Origin of the sequence: Streptomyces sp. NBC_00239 (genome assembly GCF_036194065.1) — a bacterium.
In the GTDB taxonomy this organism is placed as follows: domain Bacteria; phylum Actinomycetota; class Actinomycetes; order Streptomycetales; family Streptomycetaceae; genus Streptomyces.
This window is the reverse complement of the sequence record NZ_CP108095.1, coordinates 6,463,208-6,480,475: the sequence shown is the minus strand read 5'-3', so window position 1 is coordinate 6,480,475 and position 17,268 is coordinate 6,463,208. Positions and strand designations below refer to the sequence as shown.

General features: G+C 73.8%; 13 protein-coding genes and 1 tRNA gene. 4 read left to right on the top strand and 10 right to left on the bottom strand.

The annotated features are described in order from the left end of the window. Nucleotides 1-66 precede the first annotated feature (66 nt). From OG764_RS28510 to pgsA, 4 genes are all read right to left on the bottom strand, one after another. Nucleotides 67-612, bottom strand: a complete 546-nt coding sequence (locus OG764_RS28510) for a hypothetical protein (protein WP_328971282.1) — start codon at nucleotides 610-612, stop codon at nucleotides 67-69. A gap of 668 nt (nucleotides 613-1,280) precedes the next feature. After that, nucleotides 1,281-2,465 (bottom strand): glycosyltransferase family 4 protein, encoded by a 1,185-nt coding sequence (locus OG764_RS28505; RefSeq protein ID WP_328971281.1) that lies wholly within the window; start codon nucleotides 2,463-2,465, stop codon nucleotides 1,281-1,283. Beyond that, a complete protein-coding gene (locus OG764_RS28500) occupies nucleotides 2,462-3,517 on the bottom strand; it encodes a phosphatidylinositol mannoside acyltransferase (RefSeq protein ID WP_328971280.1) in 1,056 nt (351 codons plus the stop codon). Before OG764_RS28500 ends, OG764_RS28505 begins: the two co-directional genes overlap by 4 nt. Next, complete coding sequence (pgsA, locus tag OG764_RS28495) at nucleotides 3,514-4,200, bottom strand: phosphatidylinositol phosphate synthase (protein ID WP_328971279.1); 687 nt, start codon at nucleotides 4,198-4,200, stop codon at nucleotides 3,514-3,516. Before pgsA ends, OG764_RS28500 begins: the two co-directional genes overlap by 4 nt. 226 nt (nucleotides 4,201-4,426) lie before the next feature. On the opposite strand from pgsA, the gene OG764_RS28490 reads away from it, so the two are divergent. Further along, nucleotides 4,427-6,634 carry an elongation factor G-like protein EF-G2 gene (locus tag OG764_RS28490; RefSeq protein ID WP_328971278.1) on the top strand — a complete coding sequence of 736 codons (2,208 nt, stop codon included), beginning with the start codon at nucleotides 4,427-4,429 and terminating at the stop codon, nucleotides 6,632-6,634. 221 nt (nucleotides 6,635-6,855) lie between these two features. After that, nucleotides 6,856-8,520 (top strand): hypothetical protein, encoded by a 1,665-nt coding sequence (locus OG764_RS28485; RefSeq protein WP_328971277.1) that lies wholly within the window; start codon nucleotides 6,856-6,858, stop codon nucleotides 8,518-8,520. 80 nt (nucleotides 8,521-8,600) lie between these two features. On the opposite strand, the gene OG764_RS28480 is transcribed toward OG764_RS28485, so the two are convergent. The 4 genes from OG764_RS28480 to OG764_RS28465 all read right to left on the bottom strand — a co-directional run bounded on the left by OG764_RS28480 (nucleotide 8,601) and on the right by OG764_RS28465 (nucleotide 13,128). Continuing rightward, entirely contained in the window at nucleotides 8,601-9,161 is a 561-nt protein-coding gene (locus tag OG764_RS28480; RefSeq protein ID WP_328971276.1) for an HIT family protein, read from the bottom strand. A gap of 82 nt (nucleotides 9,162-9,243) precedes the next feature. Continuing rightward, the gene (gene thrS, locus OG764_RS28475) at nucleotides 9,244-11,220 is read right to left on the bottom strand and encodes a threonine--tRNA ligase (RefSeq protein WP_328971275.1); all 1,977 of its coding nucleotides are present in this window, start codon (nucleotides 11,218-11,220) and stop codon (nucleotides 9,244-9,246) included. A gap of 112 nt (nucleotides 11,221-11,332) precedes the next feature. Continuing rightward, nucleotides 11,333-12,544 carry a hypothetical protein gene (locus tag OG764_RS28470; RefSeq protein ID WP_328971274.1) on the bottom strand — a complete coding sequence of 404 codons (1,212 nt, stop codon included), beginning with the start codon at nucleotides 12,542-12,544 and terminating at the stop codon, nucleotides 11,333-11,335. Between the two features lie 23 nt (nucleotides 12,545-12,567). After that, nucleotides 12,568-13,128 carry a DUF4365 domain-containing protein gene (locus tag OG764_RS28465; RefSeq protein WP_328971273.1) on the bottom strand — a complete coding sequence of 187 codons (561 nt, stop codon included), beginning with the start codon at nucleotides 13,126-13,128 and terminating at the stop codon, nucleotides 12,568-12,570. 226 nt (nucleotides 13,129-13,354) lie between these two features. Here OG764_RS28465 and OG764_RS28460 point away from each other — a divergent pair, with 226 nt between their 5' ends. Beyond that, nucleotides 13,355-14,080, top strand: coding sequence for a 3'-5' exonuclease (locus OG764_RS28460; protein ID WP_328971272.1), 726 nt, complete (start codon nucleotides 13,355-13,357; stop codon nucleotides 14,078-14,080). 73 nt (nucleotides 14,081-14,153) lie between these two features. Here OG764_RS28460 and OG764_RS28455 read toward each other — a convergent pair. Together OG764_RS28455 and OG764_RS28450 are read right to left on the bottom strand one after the other, a co-directional pair. Beyond that, nucleotides 14,154-14,225 (bottom strand) — tRNA-Val (locus tag OG764_RS28455). A gap of 39 nt (nucleotides 14,226-14,264) precedes the next feature. Then, entirely contained in the window at nucleotides 14,265-14,750 is a 486-nt protein-coding gene (locus tag OG764_RS28450) for an SRPBCC family protein (RefSeq protein ID WP_328971271.1), read from the bottom strand. A gap of 144 nt (nucleotides 14,751-14,894) precedes the next feature. Between OG764_RS28450 and OG764_RS28445 the strand changes: the two genes are divergently transcribed. Beyond that, nucleotides 14,895-17,234 carry an SCO7613 C-terminal domain-containing membrane protein gene (locus tag OG764_RS28445; RefSeq protein ID WP_328971270.1) on the top strand — a complete coding sequence of 780 codons (2,340 nt, stop codon included), beginning with the start codon at nucleotides 14,895-14,897 and terminating at the stop codon, nucleotides 17,232-17,234. Nucleotides 17,235-17,268 lie beyond the last annotated feature (34 nt).

Genomic DNA, 17,268 nt, shown 5'->3' with positions numbered 1-17,268 from the left:
GTGCTGAGGCCAGCAAACCCCGCGGACCAGTCCACTGCAAGGGCCAATGGTGAGCCGGTGGCTCCTTCAGCCGGTCGGCCGGTCGGCCAATGCGGCCGGCGGCTCGTCGTCCATCTCGAACGCGAGGGGGAACGGGGCGTGTCCCGCCAGCCGGAACCAGCGCACCTTGCGGTGCCGGCGCAGCGCCCGCGCCGCCCGTACGGCGTCGTTGTGGAACCTGCGGGCCATCGGCACCCGCCGGACGGCCGCCGCCAGCTCCTCGGCGGCTTCCGGCCCGCCCGGCGCCTCCTTGACCGCCTCCACCTGGTCGGCGTCCTCGAACACCGCGCGCAGGGCCTGGCTCAGCTCGCTCTCGGCCACCTCGCGCTGGTCCTCCTCGGCCTGCCGGGCCGCGTGCGCGGCCTCGTACAGGACGATCGAGGAGGCGGGATCGAGCACCCCGGACGTGGCCAGCTCCAGCACCACCGAGGCCCGCCGCACGAGCTGCGCGTCGAGCGCGGCGCGGGCGGCGTCCATCCGCGAGTGCAGCCGGTCGAGACGGCCGGCGGTCCAGCTGAGGTAGAGGCCGATGGCGCACAGCGCCACCGCGATCCAGACGAGGGTTTCGATCACGCCACGCGACTCTACCGCTCCCGCAACCACAGCCCCCGCCCCACGGGCGGGGCCGCCACCACCCCACGCGACTTCGGCCCGCCGGCTGACCGTGACGCGCCGATTCAGCCCTGCCGGCTGACCGTGACCGCACCTCCAGCCCTGCCGACAGACGGCGACGCGCACCTCCAGCCGCCGGCAGACCGCGACGCGCACCTCCAGCCCGGCTGGCTGCCCGAGCGGCAACATCCAGCCTCCCCGGCTGCCAGGGCGGCACACCATGCCTTGGCGGCGACCTCCAGCCTCGCCGGCGTTTGAGGCGCGGGTCCGGGCGGAGCCCGGTACCCGGCGTCAGCCGGGTTGTCCTTGGGGCTCCGCCCCAAACCCCGCGCCTCAAACGCCGGCGAGGCTGAATGTGGCGCCACGCTGCGTCGGCGGAGCCGGTTACGCCCGAGGCCCCGCCTCAAACGCCGGCGGGGCTGGCGGCCCGCACCGCCGGCAACGGCTGGAGGTTCCCTCCACGGGTCCGGCAGAACCGGAGGTTGCCACCGCCGGCGCCGGGTGAGCTGGAGGTTACTTCCACGGCGCCGGCGGAGCCGGGGGTTGCCTCCGCGCCACCGGGTGAGCTGGAGCGGCGCGGTGAAGGCCGAGCGGCGCGGGCGGGAGCGGCCCGCTCGGGCGAGAGGGGGTTATTCGCGGGAGAAGCCGGAGGCTGAGCCTGTGTGGGAGCCCCAGCGGGTACGCAGCGGCACGCGCTCATCGGTGGCCACGGACGCCGCCCCGGCGGCCACCGTCTCGTACACCGCCAGGATGTCCGCCCCCACGGTGGCCCAGTCGAACCGCCGCACGTGCGCCGAGCCGCGCGCGCTCAGCCCGCCCCGCCGCTCGGCGTCGCCCAGCAGCCGGACCGCCGCCGCGGCCAGCGCATCCGCGTCCTCGTTGGCGAACAGGTCGCCCGCCGCCCCCTGGTCCAGGACCTGCGCGAACGCGTCCAGGTCCGATGCCAGCACCGGCGCCCCCGCCGACAGCGCCTCGACCAGGATGATGCCGAAGCTCTCGCCGCCCGTGTTGGGGGCCACGTACACGTCGACGCTGCGCAGCAGCCGCGCCTTGTCCTCGTCGCTGACCATGCCCAGGAACTCGACGCGGGAGCGCATCTCCGCGGGCAGCGAGGCCACGGCCTCCACCTCGTCGCCGCGCCCCGCGACGATCAGCCGGGTGTCCGGCCGCTCGGCGAGGATCTTCGGGAGGGCCGCCATCAGCACCGGCAGCCCCTTGCGGGGTTCATCGATGCGACCGATGAAGCCCAGCGTGCCGCCCTGCCATTCGGCCTTGGGCTCGGCGGACGCGAAGAAGTCGACGTCGACACCGTTGGGGATCACCACGGCGTCCCCGCCCAGGTGTTCGACGAGGGTGCGGCGCGCGTACTCGCTGACCGCGATCCGCGCGCTGATCTTCTCCAGCGCCGGCTGGAGGATCGGGTATGCCGCGATCATCGCCCGGGACCGCGGGTTCGAGGTGTGGAAGGTGGCCACGATGGGCCCCTGTGCGGCCCAGCAGGCGAGCAGGCCCAGCGAGGGCGAGGTCGGCTCGTGGATGTGGATGACGTCGAAGGTGCCGTCGTGCAGCCAGCGCCGCACCCGCGCCGCGGACAGGAAGCCGAAGTTCAGGCGGGCCACCGATCCGTTGTAGCGCACCGGCACGGCCCGGCCGGCCGAGACCACGTACGGCGGCAGCGGGGTGTCCTCGTCCGACGGCGCGAGGACGGACACCTCGTGGCCCAGCCGGATCAGGTGCTCGGCGAGGTCGCGGATGTGGAACTGGACGCCGCCCGGGACGTCCCAGGCGTACGGGCAGACGATGCCGATCCTCACGCGCCCGCCACCCCGGAAGCCTCCGACGCCTGCCCCGGCCCGACCGGCCCGGTGGTACCCGTAGTACCCGCAGACCCCGTAGTACCCGCAGGCCCCGAAGTACCCGCAGGCCCCGAAGTACCCGCAGGCCCCGCAGTACCCGTAGTACCCGCAGCGCCCTCCGGCGCGTCGAGGTCGTCGGTCCACAGCCGCTGCAGCATGTGCCAGTCCTCCGGGTGCGCGGCGATGCCCGCCGCGAAGGCGTCCGCCGTCGCCTGGGTGACCACCGCGGTCTTCTCCCGCCGGGTACCCGTCTCCGGGACCTCCACCGGCGGGTGGATGACGCCGCGCATCACGGAGCCGTCGTACCAGAGGTTCACCGGCAGCAGCCGGGCGCCGGTCTGCTGGGCGAGCAGGGCCGGCCCGGCCGGCATCCGTGCCGTCGCGCCGAAGAAGTCCACCTCGATGCCGGACGAGGACAGGTCGCGGTCGGCGACCAGGCAGACCAGGCCGCCCGCCCGCAGCCGCCGCGCCAGCGTCCCGAACGCGGCGCCGCCGCTGTGCGGCAGCACCTCCATGCCCAGGCTCTCCCGGTACGCGACGAACCGGTCGTACAGCGTCTCCGGCTTGAGCCGCTCGGCGACCGTGGTGAACGGCACGCCCACGCACGAGGTCACCCAGGCGCCCGCGAGGTCCCAGTTCGCCAGGTGCGGCAGGGCCACGACCGCGCCGCGGCCGGCGTCCAGCGCCTCCCGCAGGTGGTGCTCGCCCTCGATCACGACGCCCTCGCGGATCCGCTCCGGGGTCCACGCCGGCAGCCGGAACGATTCCATCCAGTAGCGCATGTACGAGCGCATGCCGGCCCGGGACAGCTCCCGGAGCCGCTCCGGTCCGGCCTGCGGGACGACCCGCGCCAGGTTGGACTCCAGCCGCAGCACGCTCTTGCCGCGGCGCTTCCACACCACGTCGGCGATCTTGCGGCCGAGCGCCTCGGCCACCGGCTCGGGCAGTTTCCTGACCCCGCTCCAGCCGGCCCCGTAGAGCCCGTCGGTCAGCTTGTCCCGGAAGGTCACGCGGCACCGCCGTCGCCCGAAGGGGCCGGCGCCGCGTCGGAGCCGGCAGCCGCGTCCGCCTCGGCGGCCTCACGGCGCACCGTGACCACCCGCTGCACCAGCGTGATCAGCGACCCCACGGCCACCACCCACAGGGCCACCGGGAGCAGCACCCCGATCCACGAGGGCACGCCGAAGGTCTGCAGCCCCGACAGGCCGGCCGCGACGAGCGAGATCACCAGCCGCTCGGCCCGCTCGATCAGCCCGTTCACGGCCACCGGAAGCCCGATCGACTCGCCGCGGGCCTTCGTGTACGAGACCACCTGGCCGCTGGCCAGGCAGAAGATCGAGACCGCGCACAGCGTGTTGTCGTGGCCGGAGCCCGCGTACCAGAGCGCGAGGCCGCCGAAGATCGCCGCGTCGGCGACCCGGTCCAGGGTGGAGTCGAGGAATGCGCCCCACCGGCTCGACACGCCCGCCTGGCGGGCCATGTTCCCGTCCACGAGGTCGGAGAACACGAACAGGGTGATGACGATGGTTCCCCAGAAGAACTCTCCCCGGGGGAAGAAGACCAGCGCACCGGCCACCACTCCGGCGGTGCCGATGAGGGTGACCGCGTCCGGACTCACCCCCCGGCGGAGCAGAAATGCGGCGAACGGTGTGAGGACACGCGTGAAGAATGCACGCGCGTACTTGTTCAGCATGGCCTTCCCAGAGGGTCGGTGGGCCGCGCGGCCACAGCGGCCACCGGCTGGCCCATCGTAGCCAGGGCCCCGGGGTTAACCCCCGCGCACCCACCGGTTCGCGTCGGGTACGACGTATGGACGGCATGTGGCACCGGTGCAAAGCTCGAAGGATCGCGGTTGGTACCGGAGCCACCGGTTCCCTCTCCGCCTCACCTCACCGCTCGGACCGGGAGGCTCGACAGACATGGGCGACAAGGCGCACACCTCCTCCGCGGCCGCCGGGGCCGCCGGCAGGGCACCGTCGGCCGACCGGCCGTCCTCCGTACGGAACGTGGTCCTGGTCGGCCACAGCGGTTCCGGCAAGACCACCCTGGTGGAAGCCCTCGCCCTGACCGCCGGCGCGGTCAACCGGGCGGGCCGGGTCGAGGACGGCGGGACCGTCTCCGACCACGACGAGATCGAGCACCGCCAGCAGCGCTCGGTCCAGCTCTCCCTCGTCCCCGTCGAATGGGGCGGCATCAAGATCAACATCCTGGACACCCCCGGATACGCGGATTTCGTCGGGGAGCTCAGGGCCGGTCTGCGCGCCGCGGACGCGGCCCTCTTCGTCGTCTCCGCGGCCGACGGCGTCGACGGCGCCACCCGGATGGTCTGGGACGAATGCGAGGCCGTCGGCATGCCCCGCGCCATCGTCGTCACCCATTTGGAGGCATCGCGGGCCGACTATGCCCAGATGACCTCCGTCTGCGGCGACATCTTCGGCGCCGACGACCCCGACGCCGTCATCCCGCTCTACCTGCCCCTCCACGGCCCCGCCGGCCCCGACGGCCACGCCCCCGTGGCCGGCCTCCTCGGCCTGCTCTCCCGGCGCGTCTACGACTACTCCTCCGGCGAGCGCGTCGAACGCGACCCCGACCCCGCCGAACTCGCCCTGATCTCCGAGGCCCGCAACCGGCTCATCGAGGGGATCATCGCCGAGAGCGAGGACGAGGGCCTCATGGACCGCTACCTCGGCGGCGAGGACATCGACCTCAAGACCCTCGTCGACGACCTGGAGCGGGCCGTCGCCCGCGGCACCTTCCACCCCGTCCTGATGGCCGCCCCCGCCGCCGACGGCGCCCGCCAGGGCCTGGGCACCGTCGAACTCCTCGAACTCGTCACCGGCGGCTTCCCCACCCCGCTGGAGCGCGCCCCCGTCACCGTCACCACCCCCGACGGCGCCGCCCGCCCCGCCGTCACCTGCGACCCCGACGGCCCCCTCCTCGCCGAGGTCGTCAAGACCTCCTCCGACCCCTACGTGGGCCGCGTCTCCCTCGTCCGCGTCTTCTCCGGCACCCTGCTCCCCGACGCGACCGTCCACGTCAGCGGACACGGACTCGCCGACCGCGGCCACGAGGACCACGACCTCGACGAACGCATCGGCGCCCTCACCTCCCCCTTCGGCAAACACCAGCGCACCGTCACCCGGTGCATCGCCGGCGACCTCGCCTGCGTGGCCAAACTCACCCGCGCCGAGACCGGCGACACCCTCTCCGCCAAGGACGCGCCCCTGCTCATGGCGCCCTGGGAGATGCCCGACCCGCTCCTCCCCCTCGCCATCCAGGCCCACAGCAAGGCCGACGAGGACAAGCTCTCCCAGGGCCTGGCCCGCCTCGTCGCCGAGGACCCGACCATGCGCCTGGAACAGAACCAGCACACCCACCAGGTCGTCCTGTGGTGCCTGGGCGAAGCCCACCGCGACGTCGCGGTCGAACGCCTGCGCAGCCGGTACGGGGTCCAGGTCGACCCGGTCCCCCACAGGGTCAGCCTCCGCGAGACGTTCGCCGCGAAGGCGTCCGGCCGCGGCCGGCACGTCAAACAGTCCGGCGGCCACGGCCAGTTCGCGATCTGCGAGATCGAGGTGGAGCCGCTGCCCCCGGGCAGCGGGATCGAGTTCGTCGACAAGGTCGTCGGCGGGTCGGTGCCCCGCCAGTTCATCCCCTCCGTCGAGAAGGGCGTACGCGGGCAGGCCGCCCGCGGGGTCGCCGCCGGCCACCCGCTGGTCGACGTGCGCATCACCCTGCTCGACGGCAAGGCGCACTCGGTCGACTCCTCCGACGCCGCCTTCCAGACCGCCGGCGCGCTCGCCCTGCGCGAGGCGGCCGCCGAGGCCCGGATCGACCTGCTGGAACCCGTGGCGGAACTCGCCGTACTGGTGCCGGACGACTACGTCGGGGCGGTGATGAGCGACCTGTCCGGGCGCCGCGGCCGGGTCGTCGGCACCGAGCAGGCCGGTGACGGCCGCACCCTGGTGCGCGCCGAGGTGCCCGAGATCGAGATCGACCGGTACGCGGTGGACCTCCGCTCGCTCTCCCACGGCACCGGCCGCTTCAGCCGCGACTACGCCCGCCACGAGCCGATGCCGCAGGCCGTGGCCGACAAGATGCGCGAACACTCCGAGAAGCGGACGTAGTAACTCGAATGCACTCGGAGGCCGCCCACCCAACTCGTGTGTGGTGGGCGGCATTTCCCTGTCCGCCGACGCGAACGGACCAGCCCCGATAGGCTCTTCGGCAGGTGTGCCGGGTGAGACGACGGGGAACGAGCCGCAAGGGGGAACAGCGTGCGGACGGCCGTCCGCACGCGCCGGTCGGGGCACGGCAGTCGGGGCACGGCAGTCGGCACAGCACAGCGATGGGGGCAACGGTGGCGGACGACTTCGATTTCAGGCCCGGGGCGCAGGTGCCCCTCTCGGGGGCGAGCGGCCAGACCGCGGCGACGAACGCCCTCGCCTCGGCCGCGTACCGGGACAGCCCGACCGAGGACATACTCAAGGCGAACAACGAGTGGCACGAGTCCGTGGTCAAGGCGGGCAAGCTGTCCCTCTTCGCCCCCAACCTCGGCGAGGCCTTCTGCGCCGCCGTCGAGGCGCGCATGCTCGGCGCCGGCCGCAAGCCCCTCATCCAGTCCTTCGGCGCCGAACCCCAGACCGTCGTCGAGCACTGCCTGGCCGCCTCCCAGATCCGCAAGGAACGCGACCACAAGCTCCGGCTGATCACCCTGGTCTGCGGGGTGCTGTTCCTGCCCGGCACCCTGCTGTGGGTCGGCCTCTTCCAGCTCCGCAAGACCCTGGCCAAATCCGCGGCGAAGCAGGCCACTTGGCTGGGCACCGCGGTCCTCGTCGCCATCGCGCTGGCCGCCGCCGTCCTCATGTTCAAGCTGCCCTTCACCGGCTTCTGGGGCTACTACCTACGCGGCATGATCATCGCGCCGGTCGCCGGCTGGTACCTGGCCAAGCGGATCTGCGAGGCCACCGCCGTCGACATGCGCGCCCGCTGGGACGGCCTGCTCTCCGGCGGCGGCGTCGGCGCCAAGATCCCCAACGCGGTCCCGACCGACCCCGGTGAGACCGCCGCCGAGCAACTGCGCCAGCAGCTCGCCCGGCTCACCGCCGAGGACCGCAGCAACTCCGTCTTCTACGCCGGCCCCAAGGGCATCCTCGGCATGGGAACCCGCTGGGGCAGCTGGCAGCTCGCCGAGGAACTCGTGTCCGCGAAGCCGGGCATCGACATCCACCCGTTCCGCAGCTGGGACGTGATCCGCGCGATCCACGACCAGCTCCGCATGATCGAGCGCGGGCCTCTGCACACCGGCGGCTTCCCGACCCCCTCGGTCAAGCACTGGATCGTCTCCCCCGTCGGCGAAGGCGCCAAGGAAGTGGCCCGGCCCGCCGGCGACGGCGTCGACACCTTCCAGGTCACCGGCCAGGAGATCAGCCGGATCTGCAACGAGCAGCAGTTCAGCGCCGGCAACCGGCACTACCTCGGCATCCAGTTCGCCCTCTGGGACGGCCAGTTGGTCATCACCATGATGGTCACGGTGACCGTGCTCTACCAGACCCTGCGCATCGAGGTCACCGGCCACGCGCTGGGCCCGGTCAACGGCTTCTTCACCACCAAGTCCTCGCCGAAGACCCACGAGGTCTCCAAGACCATCCGGTTCTGGGAGAGCGTCGAGGTCAAGGAACCGCTGGTGGACGCCTCCGAGGTGGTCCGGCTCGCCGTCCGCGCCCCGCTCACCTGGTACCCGCCGCTGCTGAACTTCCTCGGCGGCAAGCTGGTCCTGCCCGAGCCGTTCGGCCTGCGGCACGTCTGGGCCGACCCGCCGTGGCGCCACCGCTTCATGGCGGACGACGCGCTGCGCGCCGCCACCCCGGTCCTGCGCGTGGTGCACACCGCCGCGATGCGGGTACTGGAGGAGAACGGCGTGGACACCGAGCGGTTCAACAGCCGCTCCATGATGGTCAGCGGCCTCATCCAGGACCCCAGCCCGCGCAAGGCGGACCTGTACGACGCGTAGCCGCGGGGCCGACCGGGCCCGCCCGATCCGGCGGCCGGGCCCGGCCCCCCGGCGCCGGTCCGGGGGCGGGCTCGTACGGCTCAGCCCGTCGGCCACGCCTCCGCGAGCATCTGGCGGGTGTCGGCGAGCAGCTGCGGCAGCACCTTGGTGTGCCCCACCACCGGCATGAAGTTGGTGTCCCCGCCCCAGCGGGGCACGACGTGCTGGTGCAGGTGCGCGGCGATGCCGGCACCGGCCGCCCCGCCCTGGTTCATGCCGATGTTGAACCCGTGCGCTCCGGACGCCTTGCGCAGCGCGACCATGGCCCGCTTGGTGAGGTCCGCCAACTCGGCCGTCTCGGGGCCGTCCAGCTCGGTGTAGTCGGCGACGTGCCGGTACGGGACGACCATCAAGTGGCCGCCGTTGTACGGGTAGAGGTTCAGCACGGCGTACACGTGCTTGCCCCGCGCCACGACGAGCCCGTCCTCGTCGGACATCTCCGGAATCCCGCAGAACGGGCAGCCGTCGCCCGCTTCCGGGCCGGTCGGCTTGTTCTCGCCCTGGATGTACGCCATCCGGTGGGGCGTCCACAGACGCTGGAACGCGTCCTGCGTCCCCACCCCGATCTGCTGCTCCGGCTCAGTCGTCATGACATGCAGCATATGACCTCGGGTAAGGCGATGGAGAAGGCCCCCTGGAAGCCATCGCCTCCAGGGGGCCTACCCCGCAATCAGGAAGAACCGGTCAGACCTGAACCCGGCGTTCCACCACGTCGGCCAGCTTGGCCAGCGCCTCGTCCTTGGGAATGCCGTTCTCCTGCGAACCGTCGCGGTAGCGGAAGGAGACGGTGCCCGCGGCCATGTCGTCGTCGCCGACGATGACCATGAACGGGACCTTCAGCTTCTGGTGGTTGCGGATCTTCTTCTGCATGCGGTCGGAGGACGCGTCCACGTCCACCCGCAGGCCCTTCTTCTTCGCCTCGGCGGCGAACTCCTGCAGGTACTCCACGTGCGCGTCGCCGATCGGGATGCCGATGGCCTGCACGGGGGCGAGCCACGGCGGCATGGCGCCCGCGTAGTGCTCCAGCAGCACCGCGAAGAAGCGCTCGATCGAGCCGAACAGGGCGCGGTGGATCATGACCGGGCGCTGGCGGGTGCCGTCCGGGCCGGTGTACTCCAGGTCGAAGCGCTCCGGCAGGTTGAAGTCGAGCTGGACGGTCGACATCTGCCAGGTGCGGCCGATGGCGTCGCGCGCCTGCACCGAGATCTTCGGGCCGTAGAAGGCCGCGCCGCCCGGGTCGGGGGTCAGCGGGAGGCCCTGCTTCTCGGCGACCTGCTGGAGGACCGCGGTGGCCTCCTCCCAGACCTCGTCCGAGCCCACGAACTTCTCCGGGTCCTTGGTGGACAGCTCCAGGTAGAAGTCGGTCAGACCGTAGTCGCGCAGCAGGTTCAGCACGAAGGTGAGGGTGCGGTCGAGCTCCTCGGCCATCTGCTCACGGGTGCAGTAGATGTGCGCGTCGTCCTGGGTGAAGCCCCGGGCGCGGGTCAGGCCGTGCACGACGCCCGACTTCTCGTACCGGTACACGGTGCCGAACTCGAACAGGCGCAGCGGCAGCTCACGGTAGGAGCGCCCGCGCGCGTCGAAGATCAGGTTGTGCATCGGGCAGTTCATGGGCTTGAGGTAGTAGTCGGTACCACCGTCGAGCTGCATGGGGGGGTACATGCCCTCCGCGTACCAGTCGAGGTGGCCGCTCTTCTCGAAGAGGGCGCCCTTGGTGGCGTGCGGGGAGTAGACGAACTCGTAGCCCTCCTCCTCGTGCCGGCGGCGCGAGTAGTCCTCCATGACACGGCGGATGATGCCGCCGCGCGGGTGGAAGACGGCGAGGCCGGAGCCGATCTCGTCCGGGATGGAGAAGAGGTCGAGCTCGTTGCCGAGGCGGCGGTGGTCGCGCTTCTCGGCCTCGGCGAGGAAGTCGAGGTGGGCCTTCAGCTCCTCCTTCGACGGCCACGCGGTGCCGTAGATGCGCTGGAGCATCGGGTTCTTCTCGCTGCCGCGCCAGTAGGCGGCCGCGTTGCGCATCAGCTTGAACGCCGGGATGTTGCGGGTGGTCGGCAGGTGGGGACCGCGGCAGAGGTCCTTCCAGCACAGCTCGCCGGTCTTGGCGTCGAGGTTGTCGTAGATGGTCAGCTCGGCGCCGCCCACCTCGACGTCCGCGCCGTCGTCGGTCGACGCGGCGCCCTTGATGCCGATGAGCTCCAGCTTGTACGGCTCGTCGGCGAGCTCCTCGCGGGCCGCCTCGTCGGTGACCACGCGGCGGGAGAAGCGCTGGCCGCGCTTCTGGATCTCCTGCATCTTCTTCTCGACGGCCTTCAGGTCCTCCGGGGTGAAGGGCCGGGCCACGTCGAAGTCGTAGTAGAAGCCGTCCCGGACCGGCGGGCCGATGCCCAGCTTGGCCTCGGGGAAGAGCTCCTGCACGGCCTGCGCCATGACGTGCGCGGTCGAGTGGCGCAGGATGTCGAGGCCGTCTGCGGAGGAGATCTCCACCGGCTCGACGGTCTCGCCGTCCTGGACCTCGTACGCGAGGTCCTTCAGCTCGCCCGCGATGCGCGCGGCGACGATGGTGCGCTCACCGGCGAAGAGCTCGGCCGCCGTAGTGCCCGTGGCCACCACGCGCTCGTCCCGCTCGGAATCGCGTTGGATGATCACACGGACGTCTGACACCGGTCTCTCCTGACTCTGGGGTGCGGGCAGCGGATCACTGCGCGCGCCTGAATCGTACCGAGCGGAGGCGGTCGGCCGCGAAACGGTTACGGGGCCGGCCGGGCCGGCGGGCTCAGGTGTCGTCGGCGTCGGGTCCGCAGGCCTCCTCGAAGAAGTCCAGGTTCTCCTGGAGGGACTTCATCAGCCGGTCCCGCTCCACCTCGTCGAGGCGTACGGGGACCACCTCGGCCACGTCCGTCAGGCGCCGGAATCCGCCGCGCCGCTGGAGCCGCCCGCTCAGCCGGACGGGCACGCCGACCAGGTGGGCGTGCCCGGCGATGGCGTACGCCTCCTCGTCGAGCACGGCCCGCACGTACGGCACCTCCGCCCCGGCCAGCACCCGCAGCCGCACGGTGCCGCCGCCGCGCGGTGCGGAGCGGCGCATCCGGACCACGGTGCCCGCGATCCGGACCGCGACGGCCGGTTCGGCGCGGGTGTAGCGGGCGGCGGCGTCGCGCAGGGCGGGGAGGTCGCCGGGTGAGAACTCGACGGGTTCGGGGCGGGCCGCGCAGCCCGCGGGCGCGCCCGCGGCGGGCGCCCAGGCGAGGGCGATGCGGGCGCCCTCGGTGCCGCGCACCAGGGAGATCAACGCGTCGGCCAGCTCCCGGCTGACCCCTGCCTCGACCGCCGTGTCGAAGGCTTCCATGCCGCCGGTGGCGCGCTGGTAGTCGATGGCCTCACGGGCCGCGTGCAGGGCGTGGTGGAGCCGGGTGACGGTGCCGCGGCCGCCGTCGACGGGCACGAAGGCGGTGAGTCGGCGGCCGCCGGGCGCGGGGCCGACCAGGACGCCGTCGACGGTCCGCTCGGCCTGGCTGCGGTGGCGGGCGCCGTGGTAGCCGGCCCGGGCGCGGTCGGCGAGGGCGCCGGCGAGGAGCAGCCGGCGGGCGGCGGAGCGCAGCTGTTCCTGGACCGGCCAGGCGGATTCGTGCGGGAGTCCTTCGGGCAGGTCGCGCCACCAGCGGATCTCGTCGCTGGGGACGGTGAGTCCGTAGAGGACCTCGCGGGCGGAGGGCAGGGCGCTGCGGGAGAGGGCGGTGAGTGCCTCGTCGAGCAGGTCGCCGCTGTCGGGGAAGCCGTCGCTCTCGGGTACGAGGAGGCTGGTGCCGCCGTACGGTGCGGTGCCGGGCGGGGTCCAGCGGGCGTACCGGCCGGCGGCGCCGCCGCGGCGCTGCCAGCCGTGCCGGTGCAGCAGGGCGCCGAGCACGGCGGGGTCGACGGTGCCCGGTACGGGTCCGGCGGGTTCCGCGAAGTGCGGGGACAGGGGCTCCAGGTGGGGCCGGTTCATCGCAGGCTCCCTTCCGGCAGGCGTCACGGCCTGCCTCCCGACCCGACCCGGGTCATGATCCGGCACAGTGCCCGGTCGTCGAAGATCCGGCTGGTCGGGATCCGGACGGTGGTCCGGCGGCGGCCGGTGACCGGGTGTCCGGCCAGGTTGGTCCAGTAGCAGCAGTGGCGCAGGTCGAGCCGGTCGTGTCCGGCGCCGATCCAGTGCTCGCGTTCGCGCGGTACGAGCATCACGACGAGGATCTTGTGGACGGCGACGGGGGTGCGGGCCAGTTTGACGAGGTGTTCGTTGTCGAGGGTGAAGGCGAAGGTGGGCCCGGGTGGTGCCGGGGCGACCTGGTAGGTGGCCTTGAGCTGCACCTTGATGGTGACCTCGTCGTCGACGGTGTGCTCGGGGGCGCCGTGGCTGACGTGCCAGTCGATGCCGTTGTCGGGGAAGGGCTGGGACAGGGAGCAGCCGGCCGCGGCGGCGACGGCGTGCAGGTAGCCCACCTGGAGCGTCTCCATGCAGGCGGTGGTGGCGAGTGTGCCGCGCAGCGGTTCGGTCCGCTCGGGCACGCCCTCTTCGGGCTGTGCGAGCGCCATGGCTCCCCGTGGTCTTCCGGTCGGGCCGGGCGCCGTGGCGCCGGACGTTCCATGACGACCGCTCAGTTGTACGGTCCCCCACTGGAGTTGTCTCCGCAGTGGCCGGGCCGCAAACGGCGTACGGGGCGAACGGCCCGGGTATCACGGTCTCGGGCGGGGGTGGCCCGATCCGGCTGGGTCCGGGGGCCGTGCGCCTGCCGCCCCATCGGGGACGAGGAGTTCGGACATGACACGCTGGTACGAGGGCCCGCTGGCCGCCTTTGACACCGAGACCACCGGAGTGGATGTCGAGCAGGACCGCATCGTGTCGGCCGCGATCGTGGTGCAGGAGTGCGCGGGTGGCCGGGTGCGTTCGACGCGGTGGCTGGTCAATCCGGGGATCCCGGTGCCCGCCGGGGCCACGGAAGTGCACGGGCTGACGGATGCGCACCTGCAGAAGCACGGCCGCTGGCCCGCGCCGGTGGTGGAGGAGATAGCCCGCACGCTCGGGGAGCAGGCGGCGGCGGGGCGGCCGCTGGTGGTGATGAACGCCCCGTTCGATCTGACGCTGCTGGACCGGGAGTTGCGTCGGCACCGGGCGGCGTCGCTGGCCCGCTATCTGGACAACAGGCCGCTGACGGTGCTGGATCCGCGGGTGCTGGACAAGCATCTGGACCGGTACCGCAAGGGGCGCCGGACCCTGACGGATCTGTGCGCGCACTACGGGATCGCCCTGGACGGCGCGCACGACGCGGCGGCGGACGCGGTGGCGTCGCTGGAGGTGGTGCGGGCGGTGGGCCGGCGGTTCTCGGGCCGGCTGGAGCGGCTGACGCCGGCGGAGCTGCACACGCTGCAGGCGGTGTGGCACGCGGCGCAGGCGCGGGGGCTGCAGGCGTGGTTCGCGCGCAACGGTTCGGAGGAGGCGGTGGATCCGCACTGGCCGGTGCGTCCCGAGCTGACGACCGCGGCCTGAGGGTCCGGCGTCCGCGCCCGGTGCGCGGGTACGAAAAAGCCGGCCCGTCTTGCGACGGACCGGCTTCTCCCGGTGGGCGATACTGGGATCGAACCAGTGACCCCTTCGGTGTGAACGAAGTGCTCTCCCGCTGAGCTAATCGCCCGGGAACGGACTGAACCATACAGGTGCGGACGGGGTTCCATCAAACCGCGCCGTCGGACGGCTCCCCGGCCGGAGTGCCGCCGGCCGCCAGGAGGGCGCGCAGGCCACGCCGTCCGGCGCGCATCATCAGGGCGTGGTTGAGGCGGAACAAGGGCCGTCCGGGTAAGGCGAGCCGCCTCATCAGCGGCTTGCGGACGAAGACTTCCTGGTCGTAGCGGGCCAGGGTGCCGCCGGCGGGGGCGGCTGCCACGGTCCAGCGCACCCAGCCTTCGAGATCGCCGTGGAGTGCGGCTTCCAGGACTCCGGCGGCGGGGTCGTGGCGCTGTTGGGTGGCGGTGACGTGGAGCTCGTAGGGCACGACCGACCGGAAGACGGCGGTGCCGGTGTGCTCGCCGAGGCGGCCGACGCGGCGGATCTGCGGCCACCAGTCGGGGTAGCGGTCGGCGTCGGCGAGTACGGCGAACACCCGGGCGGGCGGGGCGTCGAGCTCCCAGACGCTGTGGAAGCGGTAGTGGCTCCAGTCCATGAGGACAGTGTGTCGGCGGCGGCCGCGCCTGCCCCCCGTCCTGCACGGACCGGCGCACGGCTGCGCGTACTCAGGTGGTGCGCGGTGGGATCTGAGTACGCGCGCCCATGTCCTCGCCGGGTGACCGGGGCCACACTCCGGGGCATGGACAACCTTCCCCCGCCGGCCGAGGAGCTGGTGCTGCTCGACCGCGAGCTCGCCCGACTCGATGCCCACCGTGCCCGGTTGCTGGCCCGCCGGGCCTGGCTGCTGGGCGTGCTCCAGCCGCCCGCCGCCGCCCCGTTCGCCCCCTGGTCGCCGCCGCCCGCGCGGGCGGCGGGCCGGCCGGGTCAGGGCCCGGGCGCCCAGCACGTGCTGCTGACGCTGGGCGCGGTGCTGGTGGCGATCGCCGCGCTGGCGTTCACGGTCGTGAGCTGGGGTGCGCTGGGCATCGGCGGCCGGTCCGTGGTGCTGGCGGCGGTGACCGCGGCGGCCCTGGGCGCGCCGGCGCCGCTGCTGCGCCGCGGTCTGGGTGCGACGGCCGAGGCGGTGGCGGGGCTGGGTCTGGCGCTGACCGTGCTGGACGCGTACGCGCTGTACGCGGTGGGCCTGCGGGGTGTGGACGGAACGGCGTACGCGGCGGGGGCGGCGGCGGTCCTGGCCGCGGGCTGGGCCGGGTACGGGTGGCTGTTCCGGGAGCTGCGGCTGCCGTGGCCGGCGGCGCTGTTCGTGGCGCAGCTGCCGCTGCCGCTGGCGGCGCTGGCGGCGGACGCCCCGCCGGTGGCGGTCGGCTGGGCGCTGCTGGGCACGGCGGCGCTGGACGGGGCGCTGGCGCTGCGGGTGTCGGCGGTGCTGCGCTGGTTCGCGGGGTCGGCCGGGGCGATGGCGGGCGCGGGGGCGCTGCTGACGGCGCTGACGGAGTCGTGGTCGACGGGCCCGCGGACCGCGACGGCGGTGGCGGCCGAGGCGCTGCTGCTGGTGGCGGGCGGGGTCGCGGTGGTGGCGGCCGGGCGGGCACCGCGGGTCGCGGTGGCGGTGTCCGGGGCGGGCGCGCTGGCGCTGGTGGCGGGTCTGGGCGGGCTGGTGCGGCCGTCGGGTGCCGGGGCGTGGGTGGTCGTCGGGTATCTGCTGTGCGCGGCGCCGCTGCTCGCGGTGGTGCGGGTGCACCGGGCGCCGGCGCCGGTGCGGCGCGGTGTGCTGGGCGCGGCCGCGGTGACGGCTGGTCTGGCGGTGCTGCTGGTGCTGCCGGGGCTGGGTCTGTCGCTCGTCGCCCGGGGGGCGGTGCTCACCGAGGTGTGGCGGGCGGGCACGCCGTCGGTGTCGCTCGTGTGGCCGGGCGGGGTGATCCCGGTGGTGCTGCTGCTGGCGGCGGCCGGTGCGGGATGGCTGGGGCGGCGGCTGCGGCTGCCGTGGCTGGTCGCGGTGGCGGTGGCCTGCGGGGCGGCCGGGCTGTTCGTACTGCCGACGGCTCTGGCGCTGCCGGTCGCGGCGGTGCTGGCGGTGCAGGTGGCGGTGGTGACCGCGGTGTTCGCGGCCGCCCGGCCGGGGCCGTACCCGTGGTCGGCCGGGCGGCGGTCCGGGTGGGCCCTGGAGGCGTGCGGGGTGCTGGGCGCGGCGGCGGTGTCGGTGGCGGCGCTGGACGGGCGGGTGGCGACCTTCGCGGTGTTCGCCGTGCTCGGCGGCGCCTGCGCGGCGGGCGCGGCCCGGCCGGTGCCGGCGGTGCTGGCGGTCGGGTACGCGACGGGGCTGCTGGTGGCCCTGGGGCGGCTCCTGGAGCGTGACTGGCACGTCTGTGCGCTGCTGGTGCTGCTGGTTCCGGCCGCGGTGGCGGTGCGGCCGCCGCGGGTGTCGCGGGTCGCGGTGGAGGCGGCCGCCGGTGCGGCGGGGGCGCTGGCGGTGCTGCTGGCGCTGACGGCCGGGCGGCCGGCGTGGCTGGCGCTGGTCCTTGCGCTGGCCGGGGTGGTGTGCGCGGGCGCGGCGGTGCGGCCGGAGCGGCGGCGGGCGGGCTATGCGGCGGGCGCGCTGCTGCTGGCCGCCACGTGGGTGCGGCTGGCCGCGTCGGGGGTCGCGGTGCCGGAGGCGTACACGCTGCCGGTGACGCTGCCGGCGCTGGTGGTCGGATGGCTGCGGATGCGGCGCGACCCGCAGGCCTCGTCGTGGGCGGCGTACGGTCCGGGGCTGGCGGCGACCCTGCTGCCGAGCCTGGCGGCCGCGTGGGGGGACGCGCACTGGCTGCGGCCGCTGCTGCTGGGCGCGGCGGCGCTGGCGGTGACGCTGGCCGGCGGCCGGTTGCGGCTGCAGGCTCCGCTCCTGCTGGGCGGCGCGGTGCTGGTCCTGGTCGCGCTGCACGAGCTGGCGCCGTACGTGGTGCAGGTGGCGGGCGTGCTGCCGCGCTGGCTGCCGCCGGCGCTCGCGGGGCTGCTGCTGCTCGCGGTGGGGGCGACGTACGAGAAGCGGCTGCGGGACGCGCGGTGGGTGCGGGAGGCGCTGGGCCGGCTCCGGTGAGCGGGAACGCCGAAGGCCCGGAGACTGTGGAACA